At 69.8% G+C, this 24469-nt stretch carries 27 protein-coding genes and 1 tRNA gene; 12 read left to right on the top strand and 16 right to left on the bottom strand.

The annotated features are described in order from the left end of the window. Window positions 1–16 precede the first annotated feature (16 nt). Together J4030_RS04700 and J4030_RS04695 are read right to left on the bottom strand one after the other, a co-directional pair. Entirely contained in the window at window positions 17–1201 is a 1185-nt protein-coding gene (locus J4030_RS04700) for a nucleotide sugar dehydrogenase (protein ID WP_208048046.1), read from the bottom strand. 20 nt (window positions 1202–1221) lie between these two features. Continuing rightward, on the bottom strand, window positions 1222–2577 hold the full coding sequence (locus J4030_RS04695) for a deoxyribodipyrimidine photo-lyase (RefSeq protein WP_208048045.1): 1356 nt from the start codon (window positions 2575–2577) through the stop codon (window positions 1222–1224). Window positions 2578–2649: 72 nt separating this feature from the next. On the opposite strand from J4030_RS04695, the gene J4030_RS04690 reads away from it, so the two are divergent. Both J4030_RS04690 and J4030_RS04685 read left to right on the top strand, forming a co-directional pair. Further along, on the top strand, window positions 2650–4047 hold the full coding sequence (locus tag J4030_RS04690) for a wax ester/triacylglycerol synthase family O-acyltransferase (RefSeq protein WP_208048044.1): 1398 nt from the start codon (window positions 2650–2652) through the stop codon (window positions 4045–4047). Between the two features lie 197 nt (window positions 4048–4244). After that, the gene (locus J4030_RS04685; RefSeq protein WP_208048043.1) at window positions 4245–4643 is read left to right on the top strand and encodes an SRPBCC family protein; all 399 of its coding nucleotides are present in this window, start codon (window positions 4245–4247) and stop codon (window positions 4641–4643) included. A gap of 77 nt (window positions 4644–4720) precedes the next feature. Here J4030_RS04685 and J4030_RS04680 read toward each other — a convergent pair whose 3' ends face one another. Then, window positions 4721–5065 carry a hypothetical protein gene (locus J4030_RS04680; RefSeq protein WP_208048042.1) on the bottom strand — a complete coding sequence of 115 codons (345 nt, stop codon included), beginning with the start codon at window positions 5063–5065 and terminating at the stop codon, window positions 4721–4723. Between J4030_RS04680 and J4030_RS04675 the strand changes: the two genes are divergently transcribed. From J4030_RS04675 to J4030_RS04660, 4 genes are all read left to right on the top strand, one after another. Further along, window positions 5057–6001 carry an FAD:protein FMN transferase gene (locus tag J4030_RS04675; protein ID WP_208048041.1) on the top strand — a complete coding sequence of 315 codons (945 nt, stop codon included), beginning with the start codon at window positions 5057–5059 and terminating at the stop codon, window positions 5999–6001. The two genes, J4030_RS04680 and J4030_RS04675, sit on opposite strands and share 9 nt — an antisense overlap. 166 nt (window positions 6002–6167) lie before the next feature. Continuing rightward, entirely contained in the window at window positions 6168–7607 is a 1440-nt protein-coding gene (locus J4030_RS04670; RefSeq protein ID WP_208048040.1) for an APC family permease, read from the top strand. Between the two features lie 72 nt (window positions 7608–7679). Next, a complete protein-coding gene (locus tag J4030_RS04665; RefSeq protein ID WP_208048039.1) occupies window positions 7680–8612 on the top strand; it encodes a 2-deoxy-5-keto-D-gluconate 6-phosphate aldolase domain-containing protein in 933 nt (310 codons plus the stop codon). A gap of 22 nt (window positions 8613–8634) precedes the next feature. Further along, window positions 8635–9342 (top strand): MBL fold metallo-hydrolase, encoded by a 708-nt coding sequence (locus tag J4030_RS04660; protein WP_208048038.1) that lies wholly within the window; start codon window positions 8635–8637, stop codon window positions 9340–9342. Window positions 9343–9445: 103 nt separating this feature from the next. Here the strand turns inward: J4030_RS04660 and J4030_RS04655 are convergent, their stop codons facing one another. Then, window positions 9446–10162 (bottom strand): SDR family NAD(P)-dependent oxidoreductase, encoded by a 717-nt coding sequence (locus J4030_RS04655; RefSeq protein ID WP_208048037.1) that lies wholly within the window; start codon window positions 10160–10162, stop codon window positions 9446–9448. A 102-nt stretch (window positions 10163–10264) separates the two neighbouring features. On the opposite strand from J4030_RS04655, the gene J4030_RS04650 reads away from it, so the two are divergent. Further along, window positions 10265–11113, top strand: coding sequence for a helix-turn-helix transcriptional regulator (locus J4030_RS04650; protein WP_307864557.1), 849 nt, complete (start codon window positions 10265–10267; stop codon window positions 11111–11113). Between the two features lie 40 nt (window positions 11114–11153). Here J4030_RS04650 and J4030_RS04645 read toward each other — a convergent pair whose 3' ends face one another. Beyond that, window positions 11154–12038, bottom strand: a complete 885-nt coding sequence (locus tag J4030_RS04645; RefSeq protein ID WP_208048035.1) for an alpha/beta fold hydrolase — start codon at window positions 12036–12038, stop codon at window positions 11154–11156. A gap of 89 nt (window positions 12039–12127) precedes the next feature. On the opposite strand from J4030_RS04645, the gene J4030_RS04640 reads away from it, so the two are divergent. The 3 genes from J4030_RS04640 to J4030_RS04630 all read left to right on the top strand — a co-directional run bounded on the left by J4030_RS04640 (window position 12128) and on the right by J4030_RS04630 (window position 13662). Next, window positions 12128–12646 (top strand): CGNR zinc finger domain-containing protein, encoded by a 519-nt coding sequence (locus J4030_RS04640; protein WP_208048034.1) that lies wholly within the window; start codon window positions 12128–12130, stop codon window positions 12644–12646. Between the two features lie 43 nt (window positions 12647–12689). Then, window positions 12690–13001 carry a DUF2316 family protein gene (locus tag J4030_RS04635; protein WP_208048033.1) on the top strand — a complete coding sequence of 104 codons (312 nt, stop codon included), beginning with the start codon at window positions 12690–12692 and terminating at the stop codon, window positions 12999–13001. Between the two features lie 79 nt (window positions 13002–13080). Beyond that, a complete protein-coding gene (locus tag J4030_RS04630) occupies window positions 13081–13662 on the top strand; it encodes a dihydrofolate reductase family protein (protein WP_208048032.1) in 582 nt (193 codons plus the stop codon). A 52-nt stretch (window positions 13663–13714) separates the two neighbouring features. Here the strand turns inward: J4030_RS04630 and J4030_RS04625 are convergent, their stop codons facing one another. Continuing rightward, entirely contained in the window at window positions 13715–14080 is a 366-nt protein-coding gene (locus J4030_RS04625) for a hypothetical protein (protein ID WP_208048031.1), read from the bottom strand. Window positions 14081–14089: 9 nt separating this feature from the next. After that, window positions 14090–14518: a hypothetical protein gene (locus J4030_RS04620; RefSeq protein WP_208048030.1), complete on the bottom strand. Its 429-nt coding sequence runs from the start codon at window positions 14516–14518 to the stop codon at window positions 14090–14092. A gap of 179 nt (window positions 14519–14697) precedes the next feature. Between J4030_RS04620 and J4030_RS18445 the strand changes: the two genes are divergently transcribed. Continuing rightward, entirely contained in the window at window positions 14698–15855 is a 1158-nt protein-coding gene (locus tag J4030_RS18445) for a sensor histidine kinase (protein WP_208048029.1), read from the top strand. Continuing rightward, window positions 15852–16496: a response regulator transcription factor gene (locus J4030_RS04610; RefSeq protein WP_208048028.1), complete on the top strand. Its 645-nt coding sequence runs from the start codon at window positions 15852–15854 to the stop codon at window positions 16494–16496. Before J4030_RS18445 ends, J4030_RS04610 begins: the two co-directional genes overlap by 4 nt. A 78-nt stretch (window positions 16497–16574) precedes the next feature. Here the strand turns inward: J4030_RS04610 and J4030_RS04605 are convergent, their stop codons facing one another. The 9 genes from J4030_RS04605 to J4030_RS04565 all read right to left on the bottom strand — a co-directional run bounded on the left by J4030_RS04605 (window position 16575) and on the right by J4030_RS04565 (window position 24375). Then, entirely contained in the window at window positions 16575–17342 is a 768-nt protein-coding gene (locus tag J4030_RS04605; RefSeq protein WP_208048027.1) for a hypothetical protein, read from the bottom strand. A gap of 182 nt (window positions 17343–17524) precedes the next feature. Beyond that, window positions 17525–17598, bottom strand: a tRNA-Pro gene (locus J4030_RS04600). Window positions 17599–17689: 91 nt separating this feature from the next. Further along, window positions 17690–19171: a ribosome biogenesis GTPase Der gene (der, locus tag J4030_RS04595; RefSeq protein WP_208048026.1), complete on the bottom strand. Its 1482-nt coding sequence runs from the start codon at window positions 19169–19171 to the stop codon at window positions 17690–17692. A gap of 127 nt (window positions 19172–19298) precedes the next feature. Beyond that, window positions 19299–19988, bottom strand: coding sequence for a (d)CMP kinase (gene cmk / locus J4030_RS04590; RefSeq protein WP_243762845.1), 690 nt, complete (start codon window positions 19986–19988; stop codon window positions 19299–19301). After that, the gene (locus tag J4030_RS04585) at window positions 19985–21067 is read right to left on the bottom strand and encodes a prephenate dehydrogenase (RefSeq protein ID WP_208048025.1); all 1083 of its coding nucleotides are present in this window, start codon (window positions 21065–21067) and stop codon (window positions 19985–19987) included. The genes cmk and J4030_RS04585 overlap by 4 nt, the downstream gene beginning before the upstream one ends. After that, window positions 21064–21957, bottom strand: a complete 894-nt coding sequence (locus J4030_RS04580; protein ID WP_208048024.1) for a pseudouridine synthase — start codon at window positions 21955–21957, stop codon at window positions 21064–21066. The genes J4030_RS04585 and J4030_RS04580 overlap by 4 nt, the downstream gene beginning before the upstream one ends. Before the next feature lie 58 nt (window positions 21958–22015). Continuing rightward, on the bottom strand, window positions 22016–22657 hold the full coding sequence (gene scpB, locus J4030_RS04575) for an SMC-Scp complex subunit ScpB (RefSeq protein ID WP_374221977.1): 642 nt from the start codon (window positions 22655–22657) through the stop codon (window positions 22016–22018). Beyond that, complete coding sequence (locus tag J4030_RS04570) at window positions 22641–23519, bottom strand: ScpA family protein (RefSeq protein ID WP_208048023.1); 879 nt, start codon at window positions 23517–23519, stop codon at window positions 22641–22643. The genes scpB and J4030_RS04570 overlap by 17 nt, the downstream gene beginning before the upstream one ends. Window position 23520: 1 nt before the next feature. Beyond that, window positions 23521–24375: an AAA family ATPase gene (locus tag J4030_RS04565; protein ID WP_307864556.1), complete on the bottom strand. Its 855-nt coding sequence runs from the start codon at window positions 24373–24375 to the stop codon at window positions 23521–23523. Window positions 24376–24469: the final 94 nt, after the last annotated feature.

The raw sequence follows: 24469 nt of genomic DNA, 5'->3' as shown, positions 1-24469 counted from the left end.
CTGAGGCGGCCCTCGGTCAGTCTCCGCCGAAGAGGTCGCGGGTGTAGACCTTCTCACCGGCCACGGCAAGCTCCGCGGAATGCCGGTTCGCCACGATCACGTCGGCTGCGGCGATGAACTCCTGCAGGTCGGACACGATGCGGGAGCCGAAGAAGGTGTCGCCCTCCAGCTCCGGCTCGTAGACGATCACCTCGACGCCCTTGGCCTTGATGCGCTTCATGATTCCCTGCACACTGCTGGCCCGGAAGTTGTCCGAGCCGGTCTTCATGATGAGCCGGTGGATCCCGACGACGGAGGGGTTGCGGCGCAGGATGTCCGTGGCGATGAAGTCCTTGCGGGTGGTGTTCGCGCCGACGATGGCCTCCACCAGCTTCTGCGGGACGTCCCGGTAGTTGGCGAGCAACTGCTTGGTGTCCTTGGGGAGGCAGTAACCCCCGTACCCGAAGGACGGGTTGTTGTAGTGGCTGCCGATGCGCGGGTCGAGGCTGACGCCGTCGATGATCTGGCGGCTGTCGACGCCGTGGGTGATCGCGAAGGTGTCGAGCTCGTTGAAGTAGGCGACCCGCATCGCGAGGAAGGTGTTGGAGAAGAGCTTGATCGCCTCGGCCTCCTTGCTGGAGGTGAGCAGCATCGCGATCTCGCCGTCGGTCCCGTCTGCCTCGGCGCCCTCGCGCAGCAGCTCGCCGAACTCCTTCGCCTCCTGCGTCTGCGCGCCCACGATGATGCGCGACGGGTGCAGGTTGTCGTACAGGGCGCGACCCTCCCGCAGGAACTCCGGGGAGTGCAGGATCGCCTCGGTGCCGAACTGCTCGCGCAGCGCGTGCACGCAGCCCACCGGGATCGTGGACTTGATGACGATCGTCGAGGTGCTCCCGCTGTCGAGAACGTCGCGGATGACGCTCTCGACGCTGGAGGTGTCGAAGTAGTTGGTCACCGGGTCGTAGTCGGTCGGGGTCGCAACGATCACGAAGTCGGCATCGACGTACCCGGGCCGCGGGTCCGTGGCGAAGGTCAGCCGCAGGTCGGCGTGCGCGAGATAGTCCTCCAGCTCGGGGTCGCTGATGGGACTGACCCCGGCCTGCAGTGCCTCGATCCTGGACGCGTCCAGGTCGGTGCCCAGCACGTCGTTGTGCTGCGCCAGGAGCACAGCATTGGACAGGCCGACATATCCCATGCCGACGACCACGATCTTGCGATTCATGGCGTCATCCTGTCAGGGATTCAGCGTGCCGCCTCGTAGCGACGCAGCGCCTCCTTCCGTTCGTCGGCGTGGTCCACGATGCGCTCGGGGTAACCCTCGGCGTACCCGTCGTCGACGGTCCACGGCTCATGGGTGGCCTTGCCCTGCAGGTGCCGCAGTTGCGGCACCCACCGGCGCACGTACGCACCGTCCGGGTCGAACTTCTGGCCCTGGGTGACCGGGTTGAAGACCCGGAAGTACGGCGAGGCGTCGGTGCCGGTGCCCGCGACCCACTGCCAGCCGTGGTTGTTGGACGCCACGTCGCCGTCGACGAGGTGGTCCAGGAAGTGTCGGGCGCCCACGGGCCACCACACGTGCAGGTCCTTGGTGAGGAAGCTGGCCGTGATCATCCGCAGCCGGTTGTGCATCCACCCGGTCTCGAGCAGCTGACGCATCCCCGCGTCCACGATGGGGTAGCCGGTCTCCCCCGCCTTCCAGGCCTCGATCGCCCGTGTGGGCTCGTCGTACGTCATGCCCGACAGCTGGTCGCGCAAGTCGTGCCAGGACGAACGCGGCTGATGCCAGAGCACGTCGGCGTAGAACTCGCGCCAGGCGATCTCGGTGCGGTAGGTCTGGGCCCCGTCGGAGCGTTTGTGGGCCAGATCGGCGAGCAGGGTGCGCGGGTGCAGCACCCCGAGCTTGAGGTAAGGCGAGAGTCGCGAGGTGCCGTCCTTGGCGGGGCGGTCGCGGTCGGTGCCGTAATGGTCGACCGGGCCGTCCAGGAAGTCCTCCCACCGCTGGTGCGCCGCGTCCTCTCCCACCTCGAAGTCCAGCTCGCCCCCGGCGGCGTCCGCGATGAGCTTCTCCGCGTCGTCGCCGGAGCCGCCGTCGACCCAGTGGATGCGGGCCGGACGCTCGGCAGGCGTCGGCCATCCGTGGTCGTGCCACGAGCGGGAGAAGGCGGTGAACACCTTGTACGGAGAGCCGCTGCCGTTGACGATGACGCCGGGACCCACGGCGTACGGCGTGCCGGTCTCGACGAGGCGCACGCCGTCGCCGAGGGCCGCTCCGACCCGCTCGTCGCGCCGCCTGCCGTACGGCGTGGTCTCTCGGGAGACGTGCACGGAGTCGGCGTGGTGCTCGTGGGCGACCTGCGCCACCACCTGCGCCGGGTCACCGCGGCGCACGGTCAGCCGGCCGTTGCATGCGTCGTCCAGGGACCGCAAGGTCGCAGCGAGCCACCGCCGGCGGGAGTCGCCTGCTCCGTCCCACAGCGCAGGCTCGATGACGAACAGCGGGACCACTCCTTGCGCGCCCGCCTGCTCCACCGCGGCATTGAGCGCCGGGTGGTCGCGCAGTCGCAGGTCGCGGCGGAACCACAGGATCGAAGAGGTCATGGGCCCATCCTGCCGCTCCCCTCCGACACGGCGTACGCAATGATCTGCGTCACACTCCTTGAAAGGACGCCGATGACGCCCACCCTCATCGATCCCACGTCATTGGCGTTCCTCATGTCGGAGAGCCGGGCCATGCCCACGCACGTGGCCAGCCTGCAGCTCTTCGAGAAGCCGCCGGGCGCGTCGCGCGACTACGCCCGCCAGGTCTACGAACGGTTCATCGGTGTCGAGGACATCAACCCGCTCTTCCTGAAGCGGCCGGTCCGCTCGTGGCGGACGGCGGGTCAGTGGATGTGGGAGCCGGATGCCCAGTTCGACATCGAGCACCACGTGCGGCACAGCGCCCTGCCGAAGCCGGGTCGGGTCCGCGAGCTGCTCGAGCTGTGCTCGCGGTTGCACGGGACCCCGCTGTCGCGGGACCGGCCCCTCTGGGAGGCCCATGTGATCGAGGGTCTGCGCGACGGCCGCTTCGCGGTCTACGTCAAGCTGCACCACGCGCTGGTCGACGGCATCTCGGCGAGTCGGTTGCTCATGAACACCCTGAGCACCGACCCGACCGATCGGGAGATCGTACCGATGTGGGCTGCCCGGCCGCCTCGCGAGCGCTCCACGGGACGCAACGAGACCAATGACGTCAGCTCCGAGCTGCTGCGCGCGGCGCGCGGACTGGCGACCGACGCGGCGGGCATGCCGGGCGCGTTGGTGAGGACCCTCACCCGTGGTGTCCGCGACGAGACCTCGGCGGTCTCGATGCACGCGCCGAAGACGATCTTCAACACCACCATCACCGGATCCCGCCGGTTCGCTGCGCAGAGTTGGCCGTTGGCGCGACTGGTGGCCATCTCCAAGGCCTCGGGGACCACGGTGAACGACGTCGTGCTCGCCATGTGCGGCGGTGCGGTGCGCGGTTACCTGGAGGACCTGGGGGAACTGCCGGACGCGTCACTGGTCGCGATGGTGCCCATCGGACTGAACGCCAAGGACTCCCAGTCGGCCTCGTCCGAGGGTGGCAACGCGGTCGGCACCGTGATGGCCAGGCTGGCGACCGACGTCGCCGATCCCGCGGAGCGGCTGGCGCGCATCCACGCCGGCATGCAGGACGGCAAGCGGGCGCTGTCGGAGATGACACCGAACCAGATCGTCGCGATGAGTGCGGTCGGGATGACCCCGGCGATGCTGCTGCCGCTGCTGGGGCTGCAGGGCGTCGTGCGCCCGCCGTTCAACCTGATCATCAGCAACGTCCCCGGGGCCCGCGAGACCCACTACCTCGGCGGCGCGAAGCTGGTGGGCACCTATCCGTTGTCGGTCCCGATGCAGGGGATGGCGCTCAACATCACCTGCGCCAGCTACGCGGGCAGCATGGAGTTCGGGCTGACCGGCTGCCGCCGCAGCGTTCCTCACCTGCAGTGGCTGCTGCGGCACCTGGACGACGAGCTCGGCAACCTCGAGCGCGTCGCCGGTGTCGCCTGACCCGCTGCTCGTCGAGGACCCGAGCGGGCCACAACGACGCTGACCGGGCATGGTGCGGGTGCCGTTCGGGCCTGAGCGGGCCACAACGACGCCGACCGGCATGGTGCGGGTGCTTTTCGGGCCCCAGCGGGCCACAACGACGCCGACCACGACGAGCGGTCCGTCGACGTGTCAGGGCCGGATGCGATGGTGAGGGCATGCTAAACCGCGTGACCGGCACGGCCCATCTGAGCGCATCCGGCAGCGCGACGGCCGCGGACGCGTGGGAGCGGTACGCGCGGCCCGAACTCTGGTCGACCTGGTCGCCGCAGATCCGCGGCGTCGAGACCGATGCCGATCGGCTGGCCGCCGGGGTCACGGGCACCGTGGTCGGGCCACTCGGGGTGCGCGTCGCGTTCGTCGTCGACTCCTTCGACGAGGCGACGATGCGGTGGGCGTGGACCGCCCGGGTCGGGCCGGTCCGGATGCAGTTGGTGCACGGTGTCGACGCAGCGCCGGGCGGGTGCTCGACGTGGCTCCGGGCGACGGGCGCATGGCCGGTCCTCGCGGCGTACCTGCCGATCGCGCGGTGGGCCCTGCACCGACTGGTCGCCTGAGCAGCGCGCGACGAGCCACCGCGTGCACCTAGAACGCGCACAGGAACTGCACACAGCAGGCGGCGATGGTGGTCGGGTCATCGACCCTCTCCCCAGGAGTACCGCATGCCGCACTCCCTCGGCCATCGCGCGTTGCGACGCACCCGGCGCGCCACCGCCTCCATCTTGCTCGCCGCCGTGCTCGCGACGGGCGGCGTCGCGCTGAAGCTCGACCTCGACCAGTCGGCCACGGCCGCCGGGGTGTCCCCCACGACCACCAGTTCCACGGCATCCCCGACGACCTCGAGTTCGACGAGCAAGTCGGGGACGTCCGGCACCTCCAGCTCCACGACCAGTTCGTCGTCGAGCTTCACCTCGAGTAGCCCGGTGACCTCATCGTCGAGCAGCACCTCCGCCTCCAACACCGGCGGATCATGATGCAACGCAGCTCCTTTCGAGCCATCGGCACGATGATCGAACTCGTGGTCACCGACCCGGCCGTGGAGCGCGAAGCGCTGCAACTCCTGCGTGCCCGGCTCGTCGAACTGGACGCCGCTGCCTCCCGCTTCCGTCCCGACTCCGAGTTGAGTGCGGTGAATTCGGCGGCGCGGCACCGGGCGTATCGCACCCAGGTGGGGACGACGCTGGCGGCCGCGCTCGAAGCCGCGCGGCGTACCAGCGCGCTGACCGATGGCCTGGTCACCCCGACCGTCGGCCGCGCGCTGATCACCGCCGGGTACGACGCCGACCTGGACGTGGTGCGAGCCCGCGCCTCCCGTGCCACGTCGTCGCTCGTCGCTGTGCCGCCCCGGGACGGATCTCTCTCTGCGGGTTGGACGTTCGATCCCGTACGCCGCGAGCTCACGGTGGATGCCGGCGTGCAGCTCGACCTCGGCGCCAGCGCGAAGGCATGGGCCGCCGACAGCATCGCCGCGGAACTGGCGGCGAGGATGGACGGCGGGTTCCTGGTCAATCTAGGCGGCGACGTGGCGACGTCCGGAGCGCTTCCCAGCACCGGCTGGTCGATCGGGGTCGCCGATCACCACGGCGCGGTGCTCCAGCGGGTGTGCGGTGCGGGGCAGGCGTTCGCGACCTCCTCCACGCGGCTGCGCACCTGGCAGCAGGGTGATGTGCCGCGACACCACATCATCGACCCCCGCACCGGGTCGCCCGCCGACACGATCTGGTCGCAGGTCACCTGCGCCGCCGCGAACGCCGTGGAGGCGAACGCGGCCTCCACGGCCTCGATCATCCTGAGTGAGGACGCCCCGGGCTGGCTGGAGGCCGCGGGCGTCGCTGCCCGGCTGGACGCGCTGGACGGGCGGGTGCTGCGTACGGCGGGATGGGCCGACCCGACGGGGGAACGCCAGCCGGCTTGAGCCCCATGCGGCAGGATCCCGGCGACGTGGTCAGGCGCCGGCGAGTCAGCTGAGCGTCGGTGCGCGGCTGTCGGATCCATTATCTCGCCAGGCGGTCCTGTCGACGTGCGGCACCTCGCTCGGGATATAACCATTGCTTTCCGATTTAATAAGGGAAGTGCGTGGGTTGAGCGAGCAAAGGACCGGTCTGCTGCAGCGGCCGCTCGGCTACTGGAGCGTCGTACTGCTCGGCGTGAATGCCGTCATCGGTGCTGGGATCTTTCTCACCCCCGGAGCGGTGATCTCCGACGCGGGGACGCTCGCGCCTCTGGCGTACGTGATCGCGGCCGTGTTCGCGCTCGTCCTGGCCCTCGTCTTCGCCACCGCCGCGCGGTACGTCAGGACGAACGGGGCTGCGTACGCGTACACCATGGTCGGGATCGGTCGCCGGACCGGGATCTACGTCGGGGTCACTCACGCGTTCACCGCGGCCATCGCCTGGGGGACGCTCGCGTCGTTCGCCGTCACGACCTTCCTCCAGGTGGTCTTCCCGCACGAAGGATGGTCGAAGGAGACCGGCTTCCTCAGCGTGAAGACCCTCACCTTCGTGCTGTTCATCCTCCTGCTCCTGGTCATCAACTACTTCGGCAACCGGGTCATCGCGTGGACCAACGGCATCTCGACGATCGGCAAGGTCCTCGCGCTGGTGATCTTCATCGTCGCTGCCGTCGTCACCGTGGTCGTGACGGGCCATAACGACTACCACCTGGCGGGCGGCAGCAAGGTGTACGGCGGACCGAGCACCTACTCCCTGTTCGGCTTCATCGACGTGGGCACAGGCGAGTTCGCGAGCGTCGTGCTGGCCGTGATCGCCGCGCTCTACGCGTTCACCGGCTTCGAGTCGATCGCCAACGCCGCCGAGGAGATGGAGCAGCCCGACCGGACACTGCCCCGCGCCGTGCCGACGGCCATGGTGATCGTCGCTGTCGTGTATCTGCTCGCCATCACCTCGGGCATGCTGCTCGCGCCGGACAAGATCGCGAACTCCTCCGACACCGTCAAACTCGCCGCAGCCATCACCAACGACACCGTGCACACCCTCGTCGTGATCGGTGCACTGGTGTCGTTGTTCGGCATCAACATCGCCTCGTCGTTCAGCGCGCCCCGGCTCTTCACCGCGCTCGCCGACGACGGCCTGCTCCCTGCGGCGATCGCGCGCAAGCGTGGCTTCGGCGTGCCGCTGCTGGCGTTCGGCGTGACCGCGGTGCTGGCGATCGCCTTCCCGCTGTCCCTCGGGTACGACACCGCCAACCTGACCGGGCTCGCCGTCATCTCGCGCTTCGTGCAGTTCCTCGTCGTGCCGGTCGTCGTCATCCGGTTCGCGTCGAGCAGGAAGGAGCGGTGGGCCTCCATCCGCACCGGCAGGCTGCTGGGCACCGTGGTACCGGCGGTGGCGATCGTGTTCTCCCTGTTCCTGCTGGTGTCGTTCGACTTCAAGGGCATCTTCGTGTCGGGGGGTCGGCCCAATGTCCTGGCGATCACCCTGTTGGCCATCGCGTTCGTCATCGCGCCGCTGGCGTCCTACCTGGTCGACGCGCGTCGCACGGCGACCCCGACCCGCGCATAGGGCGGCCCGCCGACGCCTGCCACCGCAGGAGCAGGATGGGCTGGCCCACACATCTCTCCGAGGGAGCGCACCGTGACCGTCCCCACGTCCTGGTCCCCGACCCACGACGACCCGCTGCTGATCCTGGCGATGGACCACCGCGGTTCGTTCGGGTCCAGCCTCTTCGGCGTCGAGCACGACTCACCCACCGATGAGCAGGCGGGGAGGATGCGGCACGCGAAGCAGTTGATCTACGCGGGGCTTCGCGACGTACGTGCGCAGGTCACGATCGGACGGCCCGGTGTGCTCGTGGACGAGCAGTACGGCGCCGCGGTGGTGGCGGCCGCGCCGTCCGACGACGTGGTGCTGGCGATCCCGGTCGAGGCGAGCGGTCACGACTGGTTCACGCTGGAGTACGGCGAGCAGTGGCTCGATCATGTCCGTGAAGTGGCACCGGCGTACGCCAAGGTGCTCGTGCGCGACAACCCGTGGTTCGACGCCTCCGACCGGTCGCGGCAGCTCGACGACCTGGCGAAGGTCAGCGCGGGCCTCGCGGACGCGGGGGTGCCGTTCCTCTACGAGCTCCTCGTACCCGCCACCGACGAGCAGAAGGCCTCCGTCAGCGGCGATACGGATCGCTACGACCGCGACGTCCGGCCCGGGCTCGTGACGCAGGTCATCGCCGACAACCAGCGGGCGGGGGTCGCGCCGAGGCTGTGGAAGGTGGAGGGCCTGGAGACGGTCGACGCTGCGCGTGCGGTGGCAGGCCAGGCTCGCTCCGGCGGGCATGACGCGGACCTCATCGTGCTCGGCCGGGACGCCCCGCAGGAGCGACTGGACCACTGGCTCGACGTCGCCGCACAGGTCGATGCCTTCGTGGGATTCGCGATCGGGCGCAGCATCTGGGAGGAGGCCATCCGCGACTGGACGCACGGCACGATCGACGACACCGAGGCAGCGACGCGGATCGGCCGCACGTACCTGTCGTACGCGCAACGCTGGTCGCGCGACGTCACGTCGTCATGACGTCACAGGGGCCTCGTTCGCGATGAAGATCCACGACGTACGTCGGGTGTTCCTGGGAAGTTTCGTACGCCCGGCCGAGGAGACCGGCACGGGAACGCCGAAGGTCGAAGCGGTCTACGGCTACGCCGTGCCCCATCGGGACGGCTTGCTGCTGCTCGACACCGGAATCGGCGCCGCCGATCCGGAGACCGAGGCCTGGTACCGCCCGCAGAGGGTGCCCCTGTCCCAGGCGCTGCGCTCGGCCGGTGTCGATGCCGGAGACGTGAGCCGGGTCGTCAACTGCCATCTGCACTTCGATCACTGCGGGGGCAACCCGCAACTGGCGGGTCTGCCCATCTTCGTCCAGCGCACCGAGCTCGCCACAGCGCGTGGCGGTGACTACACGATCGACGAACTCGTCGACCACGCCGGCGTCCGTTACGAGGTCCTCGACGGGCCCAGCGAGATCCTTCCCGGTGTGCACGTCCTCCCCACGCCGGGGCACGTCGCGGGCCACCAGTCCCTCGTCGTCGAGTGCGAGGACGGTTCGATCGTGCTGGCCGGGCAGTCCCACGACGCGGCCTCGCAGTGGAGCGACGACGTCCTCGCTCGGCGGGCGGCCGACCTCGGACATGTGCCTCCGCTGCCCGTCGCCCCCGCATGGATCGACACCCTGCTGGCCTTCGACCCGCGGCAGGTGGTCTTCGCGCACGACGCGTCGATCTGGGTCCCGGACGCGCCACGGCGATGACCTCCCTCCTCGCCGGTGCGGCCGACCCGGTTCCGGAGCCGATCGAGGGCACGACGCGTGGCGGCGTACTCAGAGACTTCTCGGTATGGACCTCACCGGCATGTCACCACCCGAGCTCGCCGGCGTCCTCATGGAAGGTGCCGGTCGGCCCGTCGGGGCCGATGCACGCCAGGTCGGCCACCACGCGGGCGCTCTCGATCGCGGGCCGCCCGGGGTGGCTGCCCGGGTCACCGCCCCCGAGCTCGGTGGCCGTGATGCCGGGCTCGACCGCGTTGATCTTGATGCCGGGGTGCGCGCGGGCGTACTGCACCGTGAGCATCGAGACGGCGGCCTTGCTCGCGCCGTAGACGATGGAGACGAAGTGGGAGGCGGGCCGTGATGGCTCGTGCGTGGCCCAGAACGAACCCAGAGCACTCGAGACGTTCACGACGACGGGATTCGTCGATGTCGCCAACAGCGGGAGCGCGGCCTCGGTGACCCGCACGACCCCGACGGCGTTGGTGTCGAAGACCTCCAGGACGCTGGGTCCGTCCAGAGCCTCGGCCTGGCCCCCGCCCGCGGTGCGCTTGGCGATGCCGGCGTTGTTGACGACGACATCGAGACCCGTCCCCGACTCGGCGATCATCGCCATCGCGACATCGACCGATCGGTCGTCGGTGACGTCGAGTTGGACGAACCGGCCACCGACCTCCTCTGCCGCGGCGGTCCCCCGGGCCTGGTCGCGCGAGCCCATCCAGACGATGTGCCCCGCCTCGACGAGCAGGCGGGCGGTCTCTTTGCCGAGGCCCTTGTTGGCTCCGGTGATCAGTGTGGTGGTCATGCATCCATGCTGCGCTGCGCCGACGGCATCAGGCAGTCGTCCGGTCTTCGTAGGACTGACAGGGCCACGACACGTGTCTCCCGATGGGTCACCATGGGCACCGTGCAGGAACAGTCCCAGTTCGGCCGCGCGGTGCGCGGGTGGCGCGAACGCGTCGGCCCGGAGGACGTGGGCCTGCGACGGGGCGGTCACCGGCGTGCGGCCGGTCTGCGGCGCGAGGAACTGGCCGGGCTCGCCGGAATCTCGGTCGACTATCTGACCCGCCTGGAGCAGGGCCGCGCCACCTCGCCGTCCCCGCAGGTCGTCGAGGCGCTCGCCCGCGGTCTGCGGTTGGCCGATGCCGAGCGCGAGCTGCTCTTCCACCTCACGGGGCTGTCCGCGCCGGGGCCCGGCCTCGTTCCGACGCGCATCACCGCCAGCATGCAGCGTCTGCTGGACCGGCTCGAGGGTGTGCCGTTGGTCGTGTACGACGCCGCGTGGAACCTGTTGAGCGCCAACGCGGCGTACGACGCCCTGATGGGTGAGACCTCCGCCCTGCGAGGCGACGAACGCAACGGGGTGTGGCGCAACGTCATGGGCAGCGGATCGCGCACCGTGCAGACGCCCGGGCAGCACGCGGCGCAGGTCGCGCGGCTGGTCGCGGATCTGCGGATGACGGCGACGCGGTACCCGGCCGACGCGGGGGTACGACGGCTCGTGGCTCGGCTTCGCGCTGCCAGCCCGCGGTTCATCGAGCTGTGGGACGCCAGGCCCGAGCCCGCGGGGCCGGCGCAGTCGCGCCACAAGGTCATCGAGCACCCCGCCGTCGGCCAGATCGCGCTCACCTGCGACACCCTCGTCGTCGCCGGCGAAGACCTACGGGTGATGGCCTACACGGCCGAGCCCGGTACGCGGGACGCCGAGCTTCTCCAGCTCGCGATCGTGCTGGGCACTCAGGCACTGGTCGAGTAGCACCCGACCGTGTCCGGTCCGCTCAGCGCGGCCCGTCAGGTCAGGCGGAGTCCGTCGTCGCCGCCGTCGCGCGGTCGAGGAAATCGAGCATCAGCGCGGCGACCCGCTCCCCCGCACTCTCGAGCAGGAAGTGTCCACCGTCGATGAGGTGGATCTCGGCCTCGGGCACGTCGGCGGCGAATGCTCGGGCACCGTCGGGACCGAAGATCGGATCGTTCTCCCCCCACGCCGCCAGGACCGGCGGCCGGTGGGCGCGCAGGTACTCGTGCAGCGTCGGGTAGAGCGGTGAGTTGTTGGCATAGTCGCGGACCAACGCCAGCTGGATCTCGTCGTTGCCCGGTCGGGAGACCAGCGCGAAGTCGTGGTGCCAGGTGTCCGGACTGACGACGCTCGGGTCGGACACCCCGGCGACGTACTGCCATCTGATGCCCTCCAGGCTCAGACCGGCGCGCGCGTTCGCCTCGTGCTCGGGGCTCGGATCACGCTGGTAGTCCTCGATCGGACCCCAGAAGCTCTTCACGAAGCCCGCGTCGTATCCGTTGCCGTTCTGGGTCACGATGGCGGTGACGGCCGACGGGTCGGCGAGCGCGAGCCGCCAGCCGACCGGGGCGCCGTAGTCCTGCACGTAGAGCGCGTATCGGCGTACGCCCAGGTGTGCCAACAGGCCGCGGGTGAGGTCGCTCAGCGCGTCGAAGGTGTAGTCGAACGCATCGGCCGGTGGGGCCGCTGACAGTCCGAAGCCGAGGTGATCCGGCGCGATCACGTGGTAGCGCTCCGCGAGCAGGGGGATCAGCTCGCGGAACATGAACGAGCTGGTCGGGAACCCGTGCAGGAGTACGACGACCGGGGCACCGGCGGGCCCCGCCTCCCGGTAGAAGAGCTCGTGTCCCTGAACAGTGGCGTAGCGGTGATGGACGGCAACCATGTCTAACTCCTATGAAAGCGATTGGTGGTTACCATCTTGTCGGACCGGCCTAACTTGTCAAGCTCATGTTGAGAAGTTAGGTTTGCCGAATGGACCAGCCGGGCACCGACGAGCGACTGCTGCTCGACCTGCTCAACTCGACCCCTGTGATCGGTGGGCAGCCAACGGACGAGCTCTCCGACGCCTCCGCAGGACACGCCTGGTTGACTGCGCACGGCCGGCCGGCCGGCGACGCGGCCTGGCGGCGGCTGCGCGACGCGCGCGACGCTCTGCAGGGCGTGGTGCGGGGCGACGTGTCCGCCGACGACCTGGCGCCGTTCGTGCGGGCGGCCAGCTATCGGGCGGGGTTCTCCGACGGGAGGGTCACGTGGTCCCTGACCGCGCCCGCCGCGGACGAGGCAGCGGCAGCCGCGGTCCTCGCGTGGGATGCCGTGCAGTCCTCCATGCCGGGTCGGTTGCGGCCGTGCGCCAATCCCGACTGTCGCCTCTTCCTGCTCGACCGCAGCAAGCCCAACAGCGCCCGCTGGTGCTCCATGGCGTCGTGCGGCAACCGGATGAAAGCCCGGCGTCACTACGAGCGCACCCGTGGGCGCGACGACGCGAGCTGATGAGACGTGACCACCCGATGACGACCGCCCGATGGGAGCAACCGTGTCACTCGACGCCGCCGAGACAGCTCGCACCCGACGTGAGCTGCGGGCCAACTTCGAACTGTCCGGGCTGACGACGGCCGAGGTCGCGGCCGACCTCGTTCTGGACCCGGGCGCCCTCGAGCGGCTGCTCGACCTGTCGGGGCGCACCGATCCGGCCGATGTGTGGTGCCTGCGGGACTACCTGGAGCAGGCCGTCCTGGACCAGGGGCGCACCCCGGTCCCCTTCAGCGTGCTCGACGAACCCGGCCGGATGCGCGCTCGGACGTGGTTCCTGCTGCGCCCGGCACCCCACCATCGCTTCACATCGTGAGCGCGGTCCGCCGGCTCGTGGCGCTAGGTTCGGTGCAGCACCGGCTCGCACGTATCGACTCCGGACGAGGGAGCAGCTCATGACCGCGACCTACACCTTCGACATCTTCATGAGCCTGGACGGCTTCGGCTCGTACGACCTGCCTGGCGACTGGGGTGGCTACTGGGGCAAACAGGGTCCCGAGCTGCTCGACCGTCGCTTCGAGCTCTACGACACCGATCAGCGAATGGTGTTCGGTGCGAACACCTTCCGGCTGTTCATGCAGATGCTGGGCGCACCGACCGAGGAGTCGGGAGTCTCCGACCCCTGGGTGGCCAAGATGAGGAGCCTGCCCGCCACCGTGGTGTCCTCCACGCTGGCGGCTCCGCTCGACTGGCCGGACGCGACCGTCGCCACCGGCGACGGGGTGGACCTCATCACCGAACTCAAGCGGGAGTCCCCGGTGCCGTTGCGATCGCACGGGAGCCTGTCGCTCAACAGGTCGTTGATGGCGGCCGGGGTGGTCGACTTCGTGCAGGTGTCGGTCTTCCCCGTCATCACAGGAGCCACTGGAACGGGTCCCGTCCTCGGTGGTGCGGCCGACTTCGACCTGGAGCTCGTCGACAGCAGACTTCTGGACGGGCGTACCCAGGAACTCACCTATCGGCCGCACCTGCACTGAGGGGCCGTTCGCCCGGCTCAGTTCAACCGGGCGCGAACCTGCCGGGCCGTCCTCAGCCGCCGAGCATCGCCGCGACGACCGTCACCACGAGGAAGGCGAGCCCGTAGTACGTGGCCAGGGCTGCGGGTGACCGTGGTCCGGTGCGTCCGCTGCGGCGTCCGTGGAACCAGACGGCAGCGCCCAGTATCAAGGCAATCAGCAGGCCGAGGACGTAAGCGAAGAATGCGAGGTTGTTCGCCGCGTCGGGGTGCTTCCCGTTGTTGAAGCCGGACGGGTCGACCAGGTGACCGATGATGAGCACGAGGAAGCCTGCGAAGGAGACGGCCGCAGCCACGAGAGCGGTCGTGCCGAGAACGTCCCGGCGCTCGGGAAAGACTGCGGCGGTGTCGAGAGGAGCATCGGTGGGCGACGTGTCCATGGTCGCTCCTCAATCCCGGTAGCGCAGGTCGACGACGACGTCGGTCGGCGACAGCAGACGCGCGGTGATCGTGCCGTGAGCATGCGAGTACTGCCCGGTGCCGCCGGTCACCCGGCCGCGGGCAGTGTGGTCGGAGTCGCGGAGCAGGAAGCGGGCGTAGATCAGCCCACCGCCCTGAGCGAAGGCGATGTGACAGGTCGAATGAGTGCGGGTGGCTGAGCAGAAGAGAACGTCGTGGCCGATCACCCTGGCACCGATGACGTCCTGCTCGGCGAGGACAAAGCTCGTCTTCCCGGTCGCCAGTTGAGCCGTCGCCCGAGCGTGGAAGTGTTGCGTGTGGATGCGTGGAGCTGCGCTGGCGTCGGCGGTCGAGAGTGCCGCGGCGGCGCCGGCCGCGACGAGCGCGGCGCCGGCGATGACGGTGGTTCTGCGGGCCATGAGAGTTGTCTCCGAGTCGACTCGAGGGTGGGTTCGCCGAGCCGGCGAACTCCTCCAGCGTCCGCGAACGCGCGGTATGAGTCATCGGCCCTCCGAGGACACCTCAGTCCTCGGAGGTTGACGATCTCGTCCTCGCTGGTTGACAGACCGACAGGTCGTCGACGACCTACTCTGCGATGGTGAAGGTCACGCGCCAGTGGCTCTGGACGCCATGGGATCTAGCCGTCGCTGTCTGCGTCGCAGCCGCCATCGTCGCCAACGGGATCGCGGGCTGGACCACCCCTCGTACGTCGGCCCTGGCCATCACGTGCGGTCTCGTCGCTGCGGCGGGGCTGCTGGGCCGGACCCGACACCCATTGGCCGTGCTGCTCGTCGTGATGGTGTGCAGCCTGCTGCCGACGCTTGCTACGGGCTCCTTTCCGGACTTCTACGCATCGTTCGTGCCCACGCTGGCTTCGTTCTACGCCGTGGGGTCGAGGTGCTCGACCCGGCAGGCGTTGCTCGTCCCGCTCGTCGCGGTGGCGGTGGTCGTCAGTTTCGTCGTGCGGGTGCCGGCGTTCGCGACCCCGAGCCAACTGGTCTACGTCGGGACGGGCCTGGTCCTGGCGTTCGCCGCCGGGCGAGCGATGCGCCTGCTGCGCCGGCGCGCCGACCTCGAAGGCGCCCGAGCAGACCTGATGGCACGCGAACGGGATCTGAGGACACGCGAGGCGGTCGTGGCCGAGCGTGAGCGCATCGCGCGAGAACTTCACGACGTGATCGCCCATGATGTCGCGGTGATGGTCGTCCAGGCCGCCGCGGCGGAACGACTGCTGCCCACGTGCTCGACCGATGTGAGCGAAAGCCTGACCTACATCCAGTCGAGCGGTCGCAAGGCGATCGACGAGCTCCACCTGCTCCTCGGGATGTTGCGCGAGGACGATCAGCCGCTCGTCGCGGCAGCCGGCCTGCACGCCGTGGCCCCGCTGGTCAGCGAGCTCGCCCGCATCGGCCTCCCGGTGTCGCTCGATGTGACCGGTTCGGTGCGAGACGTGGGGGATGCACTCGACGTGTCGGCCTTCCGGATCGTGCAGGAGGCCCTCACGAACGTGCTCAAGCATTCAGCCGGGAGCCGCACTCACGTCGTCGTCGACTACGGACTGTGCGACCTCACGATCCGGGTCGTGGACGACGGACACGCAGGTGGCCCGTCGCCGGGCCTCGAGTCCTCCGGTGAGGGACTGCCCGGCATGCGGGAACGGGTGCGAATGTTCGGTGGCACCCTGCACGCAGGCTCGCAGCCTGCCGGCGGCTGGGCCGTCACGGCGACCTTCCCCCTCCCGCTCCCCGTCGCATGATCGAGATCCTGATCGCCGACGACCAGGCCCTCATCCGTCGGGGGCTGCGACTCATCCTGGAGTCCGAACCCGATCTGCGAGTCGTCGCCGAGGCCGGCGACGGACAGGCCGCGGTCGCCGCGGCCGCAGCGACCACGCCGGACGTGGTGCTCATGGATCTGCGGATGCCGACGATGGACGGGATCGAGGCGATTCGTGCGCTGCCCCGAGCGACGAAGGCACTCGTACTCACCACCTTCAGTGATGACGCCCTGGTCTACGCCGCGTTGCGGGCCGGTGCGAGTGGCTATCTGCTCAAGACAGCGCCACCGGAGCACCTGGTCGGTGCGGTGCGCAGCGTGGCCGCGGGAGATGCGCTGCTCGACCCGCGAATCACGCAACGACTCATCGACGAGGTCCTGACCAGGCCTGCACCCGACGCCAGGCGCGCCATCGCCGCCCTCACCGATCGCGAACTCGAGGTCCTCGAGGGCGTCGCCCGCGGTCACTCCAACCGAGAGATCGCCACGGCGTCCCATCTGTCCGAAGCCACCGTCAAGACCTACCTCAGCCGCATCCTGACCAAGACGGACCGACGCGACAGGGCGCAACTCGTCGTCCTGGCGTACGAGACCGGTCTCATTCGGCCGGGTCGGCCCTGAAACCTGCCAGCGAGTACGCCAGGACGGCGGGTCATCGGCGTCGGCCTGAGACTCAGCCGGCCGAGCTGCGTCGCGGGCTCAGACCAGGGAGGCGCACTGTCCCGTCGCCGTGTGACCGACGACATTGACACTGCCGGGGACGAAACCGCCGGATACTCCAGGGGTGAGCCCGTGGCAGACGAGGTCCCACCCGATGGTGTTCCGGACGATGTAGACGCCGGGGGCGCCCGGGTCCGGGTCGCTGAGCGCGATGTCGGTCAGCCTCACGCTCCTGCCGACGGTGTTGAACAGCACGCCCAGCCAGTCGGTCTTCTGCCCGTGGGCGGTGAGATCTCCGCCGATGGTGTTGTTCTTGATCGCCCACGGGATCTGCGATCCGCCACCACGGAGGGTGACATTCCCGAAGATCACGGTGCCGTTCAGCAGGACGGCGGCCGCATCGGTGGCCCTCACGTTTCCGAAGACCGTGATCGTGGAGTGGCCGTCCGGCTGGTCGGTGCACGGATGCGCCGAATTACCGGTCAACGCGGTGGGCTGGCAGCCCAGGCCGACAAGCGAGCCCTTGGCCCCGATGACGTTGCGTCCCACGGTGATCGTCGATGGCGCGCTCTGCGCGTCGAACTCGGCGCCCGCGGCGACGCGCACGCTGCCCAGGACACGGATCTTGGCGCCGGCCGCTACCTTGCACGCGCCCGTGACCTTGAGCTGCGCGTAGGTCCCCGAGGGGACGTCCCCGCTGGTGCACGTGTACGCCGGGGGTCCTTTCGGTCCGCACGCGGCAGCCGACGCCGGGCCGCCGGTGAGTGCGAGCGCTCCCGCGGCAGCAAGGGCGCCCACGACCCTCACCGATGATGCTCTTTTCATGGCAGTTGCCTCCTCACACAGTCCCCTCTCAGGACCGGATGAATCGCCTTTGTACACCCGACTCCGGGACATACGAAAGATATGCATCTGCCACGGGTGGCGACGCGCTTCCCGCAGCGCATGAAAACGGCTCTGGCCCGCCGAAGCAGGCCAGAGCCGATCTGTCGGGATGACAGGATTTGAACCTGCGACCCCTTGACCCCCAGTCAAGTGCGCTACCAAGCTGCGCCACATCCCGTTGTGCAATTTGTCGAACCGCCCCGGAGGGCGAGCGAAACGATATCCCACCGGCCTCGTTGCGACCCAATCGACCGCAGCGGGAGCCCGGTTCAGCGCTTGCGCTTCTCCCGCACCCGCACCGACAGCTCGATCGGCGTGCCCTCGAAGCCGAACTCCTCGCGCAGCCGTCGTTCGAGGAACCGGCGGTAGCCGGCCTCGATGAAGCCACTGGCGAAGACGACGAACCGCGGCGGACGCGTGGACGCCTGGGTCGCGAAGAGGATCCGCGGTTGCTTGCCGCTGCGGACGGGGTGCGGGTGGCTCGAGGCGACCTCGCCGAGGAAGGCGTTGAGGCGCCCGGTCGGTACGCGGTAGTCCCACGACGCGAGGGCGGTCTCCAGGGCGGGCACGAGCCTGTCCGTGTGCCGGCCGGTCATCGCCGAGATGTTCACCCGGGGCGCCCAGGTGATCTGCACCAGTTCGCGCTCGATCTCACGCTCGAGGTAGTAGCGCCGTTCCTCGTCGAGCAGGTCCCACTTGTTGTAGGCGACCACCAGAGCGCGGCCGGCGTCGACGATCTGCTGCACGACGCGGATGTCCTGCTCGGCGATGGACTCCTCGGCATCGATCAGCACGACAGCCACCTCCGCCTTCTCGATGGCCGTCTGGGTGCGCAGCGAGGAGTAGAAGTCGGCCCCGCGGGTCTGGTGAACGCGTCGCCGGATACCCGCGGTGTCGACGAATCGCCATACTTTGCCGCCCAGTTCGATCATCTCGTCGACCGGGTCGCGGGTGGTGCCGGCGACGTTGTCGACGACCACCCGCTCCTCCCCCGCGAGCTTGTTGAGCAGTGAGGATTTGCCGACGTTCGGTCGCCCGACCAGGGCGATGCGACGCGGGCCACCGCGCGGGTAGGCGCCGCTGACGTTGGTCTCGGTGGGCAACACGCCGAGGACGGCATCCAGCGCGTCACCGGTGCCGCGGCCGTGCATCGCCGAGACGGGGTAGGGCTGACCCAGACCGAGTGACCACAGCATGGCCGCGTCGGCCTCGGTGCGGTTGTCATCGACCTTGTTGGCGATCAGCACCACCGGCTTGCCCGACTTGCGCAGCAGCTTCACGACGGCCTCGTCGGTGTCGGTGGCACCCACCGTCGCATCGACCACGAAGAGCACGGCGTCCGCCAGCTCGACGGCGACCTCGGCCTGCTCCGCGACCCGCAGGTGGATCCCGGTCGCGTCGACCTCCCACCCGCCGGTGTCGACGAGGGTGAAGTCCCGCCCGGTCCATTCGGCGTCGTACGCCACGCGGTCACGGGTCACCCCGGGAACGTCCTCGACGACGGCCTCGCGGCGACCCAGGATCCGGTTGACCAGCGTGGACTTGCCGACGTTCGGGCGGCCGACGACCGCGACCACGGGACGCGCCTCGGCGGCCTCGTCGCCGTCGCGTCCCGCACCCGCTCCGCTGAGCAGCGCGCGGTCCTCTTCGCTGAGGTCGAAATCGTCCAACCCGACCCGCAGCGCACGCTCCACCGACGTGTCGTCGTCGGGGAGCTCGCTGTCGGTCATGGCACGTGCGTCGTCGGTCATGAGACCCATTGTCTCAGGACGAGAGGGGGTGCTCAGGACACGACGCTACGCGGCGCCCGGCGTCGCGCTCCCCCGGCCGCCGGCGCCACCCTGTCGTCGGCGTTCTGGCGAAGGGGCTTCTCGCAGCTCAGTCGCGGACCCGTCCTCGATCCACCACCGCCAGCACCGCCTCGACGGAGCCGTCGAAGTCCAGGTGGGAGGTGTCGACTGTCACCACGCCGTCCGCGGCCGTCAGGAACGACGCCACCGTGGAGTCCCGCTCGTCGCGGTCCACCACCTGGGCCCTGGTCGCCTCTGCGGTGGAGGCGAGTTCACCCGCACGACGCGCGATCCGGGCCTCCTCGCTCGCGGTCATCAGGATCCGCACGGTGGCGTCCGGTGCCACCACCGTCGTGATGTCGCGCCCTTCGGCGACCACACCGCCGGTCTCCGCGGCGACCCGCGCCATCAGTTCACGCTGCCGACGGATCAGCTCCTCGCGCACACCGAGGTTGGTCGCGACATTCGAGACGGCAGCGGAGATCGACGGCGTACGGATCGCCGCGGCGATGTCGAGATCGCCCATCCGCACGGTCGGCGCCGCGGGGTCGGTGCCCATCGCGAGCGGGAAGGTCAGCGCCTCCTGCGCGACCGCCGACTGGTCGTGCAGATCGATGCCGCGGTCCACGCACCACCAGGTGAGCGCGCGGTACATCGCGCCCGTGTCGAGGTAACCGATCCCCAGGGACGTCGCCACCGCCTTGGACACACTGGACTTGCCCGTGCCGGACGGACCGTCGATCGCGACGATTAACAGACCAGCCTCACCCATGCTCATTCGTGAACCTTCCAGCCCTTCGTTCCCAGCTGCGTCATCAACCGATCCACGGCCGACGGCAACACCGACAGTTCCGCGATGCCGAGCGGGGCGCCGACACCGTGTTCGAGGCGCAGATCCTCGAGGTTGACCCCCGCGTCCCCCACATCCTGGAACAGCCGCCCGAGCGCCCCCGGCTCGTCCGGCACGAGCACCACGACGGTGGCGTACGCCGTCGGCGCGGCACCGTGCTTGCCCGGGATCCGGGCGTGCCCCAGCTGGCCGTCCCCGATGGCACGAGCGACGACGCCGCGCGCCCCGTCACCGTCTTGCGCGGCGATCGCGGCCAACGCGCGGGCCACCGCGTCGAGATCCTGCGCGACGTCGCGCAGCACCGGAGCGAGCACCTCGGCGTTGCCCGCCAGGATCTGTGTCCACAGCAGCGGGTCGCTGGCGGCGATACGGGTGACATCGCGAATACCCTGCCCTGCCAGGGCGACTGCGTCGTCCGGTAGCTCGCGCAACCGACCGGCGACCAGGCTCGCCGCGACCTGCGGCAGGTGCGACACGTACGCCACGGCGCGGTCGTGCTCCGCGGCGCCCATCGTGACGACCGCGGCACCGGTCACCCGGGCGAGCTCACTCACCCGGTCCGCTGCCCCAGCGTCACTGCCCTGGTGGGGGCACACCACCCAGGTGCGCCCTTCGAAGAGATCGGCCTGCGCGGCGACCGCGCCGGAGCGCTCTCGCCCCGCCATCGGGTGCGAGCCGACGTAGCGGCCCAGGTCCTTCGTGGTGGCGGTCGCGCGCACCTGCGCCAGCACCGTCGACTTCACCGACGCCACATCGGTCACGATCGCCGTCGGCCAGCGGGTCAGTGCGTCGAGCACCACGGACGCGGCGACATCCGGCGGCGCCGCCACCACGACGATGGCGGGGTCGTCGGGTTCACGCGCTGCACCGGCGCCCAGGTCGGCCGCCAGCGCGACGGCCGTCGGGGACGGGTCGTGCAGGGTCACCTCGACCCCCTCGCGTGACAGCGCGAGACCGAGCGACGTACCGATCAGCCCCGCGCCCACGACGTGGACGGGCGAACTCACAACCCGGCTGCCTTGTAGAGCCCGGCGATCTCGCGGCTCGAGAGGGGACGCAGCTTGCCCGGACGCAGCTCGCCGAGCTGCACCGGCCCGACGTCGGTGCGCACGAGGGATTCGACCGGGTGCCCGGTCTCCTCCAGCAAGCGGCGCACGATGTGGTTGCGGCCCTCGTGCAGCACGACCTCGACCATGGCCCAGCCCGGCCGGGAATCAACGACCCTGAACGAGTCGACCTTGACCATGCCGTCCTCCAGTTCTACGCCGTCGCGCAGCTGGCGGCCGAGCGCTCGCGGCACGGGGCCGGGGACGACTGCGACGTACGTCTTGGTCACGCCGTACGACGGGTGCTGCAGCCGGTTGGCGAGCTCGCCGTCGTTGGTCAACAGCAGCAGACCCTCGGTGTCCACGTCGAGTCGTCCGACGTGGAAGAGCCGCTCCTTGCGCCCTTCGAGATACTCGCCGACGGACGGCCGACCGAGCTCGTCGTTCATCGTCGAGATGACACCGGTGGGCTTGTTGAACGCCAGGTAGACCTTGCTGGAGTCCAGCTGCACCCGCTCGCCGTCCACGTGGATGATCTGCCGGTCCGGGTCGACGCGGATGCCGAGCTCGGTCACCCGGTGACCGTCGACCTCGACCCGGCCCGCGGCGATCAGCTCCTCGCAGACCCGGCGGCTGCCAACGCCCGCGGTGGCCAGCACCTTCTGCAGGCGCTCACCGCTCGGGACGTGTTGGTCGACGGGGGTCTTCGGCTTCTCACGCGGCGGCGTGACCTGCCGTGCGGGCCGCTTGGCGGTGCGGCCCGGAGAGGGCCGGCCCTTGCGATGCGACGAGCCGCCGCCCTTGCCGCCGCTTTTGCCGCCGCCGGGGGAGGAACTTCGTGGGGTGCTCATACGGGGTCCTCGCGAAGTATTCGGCGGAGCGCAGCGGGGGAGAAACTTCGTGGGGCGTTCATGCGTGTCCTTGCTCGATCAGTTCTTCGATGACGTCGGCGTCCGGGAGGTACGGCGCGAGGGCGGGCAGCTCCTCGAGGGAGGTCAGCCCGAGGCGCTGCAGGAAGTACGGCGTGGTGCCGTAGAGCCCCGCACCGCCCTCCTCGGACTCGCCGATCTGGGCGATGAGCCCACGGGTGAGCAGGGTGCGCACGACACCGTCGACGTTGACCCCGCGTACGGCGCTGACCCGCGAACGGGAGATCGGCTGACGATAGGCGATGACGGCCAGGGTCTCCAAGGACGCCTGCGTGAGCTTGGCCTGCTGGCCGCCCATCAGGAACCGTTCGACCACGGGCGCGTAGTCGGCGCGGCTGTAGACGCGCCAGCCGCCGTTGATGCAGCGCAGGGTGAAACCGCGGCTCTGCGCGGCGTACCCGGTCTCCAACTGCTGGAGCACTTCGCGGATCTCCCTCACGGGCAGGTGCAGGCCGTCGGCCAGCTCGTCCTCGGTGAGCGGCTGGTCGACCACCATGAGCACCGCCTCGACCGCGCCGGCGACCCCGCCCGGCAGCTCGCCCAGGTCGAGCTCCAGCTGCGCCTCGGGCTCGGTGGCCTCGGGTGCGGTGACCTCAGGCTCCTGCTCAGTCATCGCGCTCATCGCCCTCTCCGGTCGGTTCGTCGAACTCGTCACTCACGTCCACCTCGCCGGTGCCCGTCCAGCGCACCCGCAGCTCGCCCAGCGATTCCGGCTGGTCGAACGCGACGGCCGCTTCCTTGAACAACTCCAGCAGGGCGAGGAACCGCGCCACGATCACGAGGGTGGAATCGGCGTCCGCCACGAGTTCCGCAAACCCGAGCGTATGCCGTTCGCGCAGCATCGCCGACACGATGACCGCCTGTTCGCGCACGTTGACGGTGGGCGCGTGCAGGTGGGTGAGGCCGACGGTGGGCTCCGGACGCGGGGTCATCGCCCGGGCGGCGATGCGCGCCAACTGCTCGGGACCGACGCCCATCACCAGTTCCGGCAGGAGCGCCGCGAACCGCTCCTCCAGGCCCGCCTGTCGAGCGGTGATCCGCCCCGCCGTGGCCATCCGGTCGGCGAAGAACGCCGCGACGTCCTTGAACGCGCGGTACTGCAGCACGCGGGCGAAGAGCAGGTCGCGCGCCTCGATCAGCGCCAGGTCCTCCTCGTCCTCGGCCGCCCCACCGGGCAGCAGTCGCGCGGCCTTGAGGTCGAGCAGCGTCGCCGCGATCAGCAGGAACTCCGAGGCCTGGTCGAGGTCCCATTCGGCCGCGCCGTCCTCGCGCACGGCCCGGATGTGAGCCACGAACTCGTCGGTGACCTGGGCCAGAGCGATCTCGGTGACGTCCAGTTGGTGTTTGGAGATCAGCCCGAGCAGCAGGTCGAACGGGCCGGAGAAGACATCGAGGTGCACCTCGAACGGGGTGCTTGCGGTCCGCCTAGTGAGGACGCCGCCCGGCGCCTGCGGCTGCCGGTTCCGCGCATCTGCGTCCGTCACGTCACGCGGCGGCGCCGCGCGAGATGAGCTCGCGGGCCAGCTGCCGATAGGCCTCCGCTGCACCGTGCCCGGAGGCGTAGCGGGTGATGGGCTCGGCGGCCAGACTCGCGTCCGGGAACTTCACGGTGCGGTTGATCGCGGTGTGGAGCACGTCCTCGCCGAAGTGGTCGACCACCGAACGCACCACGTCGCGACTGTGCAGGGTGCGCCCGTCGTACATCGTGGCGAGGATGCCGTCGAGACGCAGGCTGGGGTTGAGCCGGTCGGTGACCTTGTCGATGGTCTCGATCAGCAGCGCCACCCCGCGCATCGCGAAGAACTCGCATTCCAGCGGGATGAGGACGCCGTGCGAGGCGGTCAGTGCGTTGACGGTCAGGAGACCGAGCGAGGGCTGGCAGTCGATCAGGATCACGTCGTACTCGTCGGCGACCGGCCGCAGTACGCGCGAGAGCACCATCTCGCGAGCGACCTCACCGACCAGCTGCACCTCGGCGGCGGACAGGTCGATGTTGGCCGGGAGCACGTCCAGTCCGGGTGTGGTGGTGTGCTGGATGACGTCGTGCACGTCGTGGCCGCGCTCGACCAGCAGGTTGTAGACGGTGACGTCCAACTCGTTGGCGCGCACCCCGAGGCCGACGCTCAGGGCGCCCTGCGGGTCGAAGTCGACCAGGAGCACCTTGCGGCCGTACTCGGCCAGGGCGGCGCCCAGGTTGATGGTCGAGGTGGTCTTGCCGACCCCGCCCTTCTGGTTGCACATCGCGATGATGCGGGCCGGCCCATGCGCGGACAGCGGGCGCGGGACCGGGAAGGTCGGGAGCGGTCGGCCGGTAGGGCCCACGGTCTCTGTCGAACTCACGGCTGATCTGTGCTCTTCCGGGTAGGGCGTCGTACGGCTCGCGCCGATCGCGGTTCAACCTAACGCATGCCGCCCCCACCGGCGCCCGCCGTCA

Origin of the sequence: Allobranchiibius sp. CTAmp26, assembly GCF_017565405.1 — a bacterium.
GTDB lineage: Bacteria > Actinomycetota > Actinomycetes > Actinomycetales > Dermatophilaceae > Allobranchiibius.
The sequence above is the reverse complement of the archived record's forward strand: the minus strand, read 5'-3'. Positions and strand labels throughout refer to the sequence as shown.

Bases quoted from the DNA above. Each gene is read 5' to 3' on its own strand.
- J4030_RS04700 (WP_208048046.1), bottom strand. From the start codon at position 1,201: ATGAATCGCAAGATCGTGGTCGTCGGCATGGGATATGTCGGCCTGTCC.
- J4030_RS04695 (WP_208048045.1), bottom strand. From the start codon at position 2,577: ATGACCTCTTCGATCCTGTGGTTCCGCCGCGACCTGCGACTGCGCGAC.
- J4030_RS04690 (WP_208048044.1), top strand. From the start codon at position 2,650: ATGACGCCCACCCTCATCGATCCCACGTCATTGGCGTTCCTCATGTCG.
- J4030_RS04685 (WP_208048043.1), top strand. From the start codon at position 4,245: ATGCTAAACCGCGTGACCGGCACGGCCCATCTGAGCGCATCCGGCAGC.
- J4030_RS04675 (WP_208048041.1), top strand. From the start codon at position 5,057: ATGATGCAACGCAGCTCCTTTCGAGCCATCGGCACGATGATCGAACTC.
- J4030_RS04660 (WP_208048038.1), top strand. From the start codon at position 8,635: ATGAAGATCCACGACGTACGTCGGGTGTTCCTGGGAAGTTTCGTACGC.
- J4030_RS04655 (WP_208048037.1), bottom strand. From the start codon at position 10,162: ATGACCACCACACTGATCACCGGAGCCAACAAGGGCCTCGGCAAAGAG.
- J4030_RS04645 (WP_208048035.1), bottom strand. From the start codon at position 12,038: ATGGTTGCCGTCCATCACCGCTACGCCACTGTTCAGGGACACGAGCTC.
- J4030_RS04640 (WP_208048034.1), top strand. From the start codon at position 12,128: ATGGACCAGCCGGGCACCGACGAGCGACTGCTGCTCGACCTGCTCAAC.
- J4030_RS04630 (WP_208048032.1), top strand. From the start codon at position 13,081: ATGACCGCGACCTACACCTTCGACATCTTCATGAGCCTGGACGGCTTC.
- J4030_RS04625 (WP_208048031.1), bottom strand. From the start codon at position 14,080: ATGGACACGTCGCCCACCGATGCTCCTCTCGACACCGCCGCAGTCTTT.
- J4030_RS04620 (WP_208048030.1), bottom strand. From the start codon at position 14,518: ATGGCCCGCAGAACCACCGTCATCGCCGGCGCCGCGCTCGTCGCGGCC.
- J4030_RS04610 (WP_208048028.1), top strand. From the start codon at position 15,852: ATGATCGAGATCCTGATCGCCGACGACCAGGCCCTCATCCGTCGGGGG.
- der (WP_208048026.1), bottom strand. From the start codon at position 19,171: ATGACCGACGACGCACGTGCCATGACCGACAGCGAGCTCCCCGACGAC.
- cmk (WP_243762845.1), bottom strand. From the start codon at position 19,988: ATGAGCATGGGTGAGGCTGGTCTGTTAATCGTCGCGATCGACGGTCCG.
- J4030_RS04580 (WP_208048024.1), bottom strand. From the start codon at position 21,957: ATGAGCACCCCACGAAGTTCCTCCCCCGGCGGCGGCAAAAGCGGCGGC.
- scpB (WP_374221977.1), bottom strand. From the start codon at position 22,657: ATGAGCGCGATGACTGAGCAGGAGCCTGAGGTCACCGCACCCGAGGCC.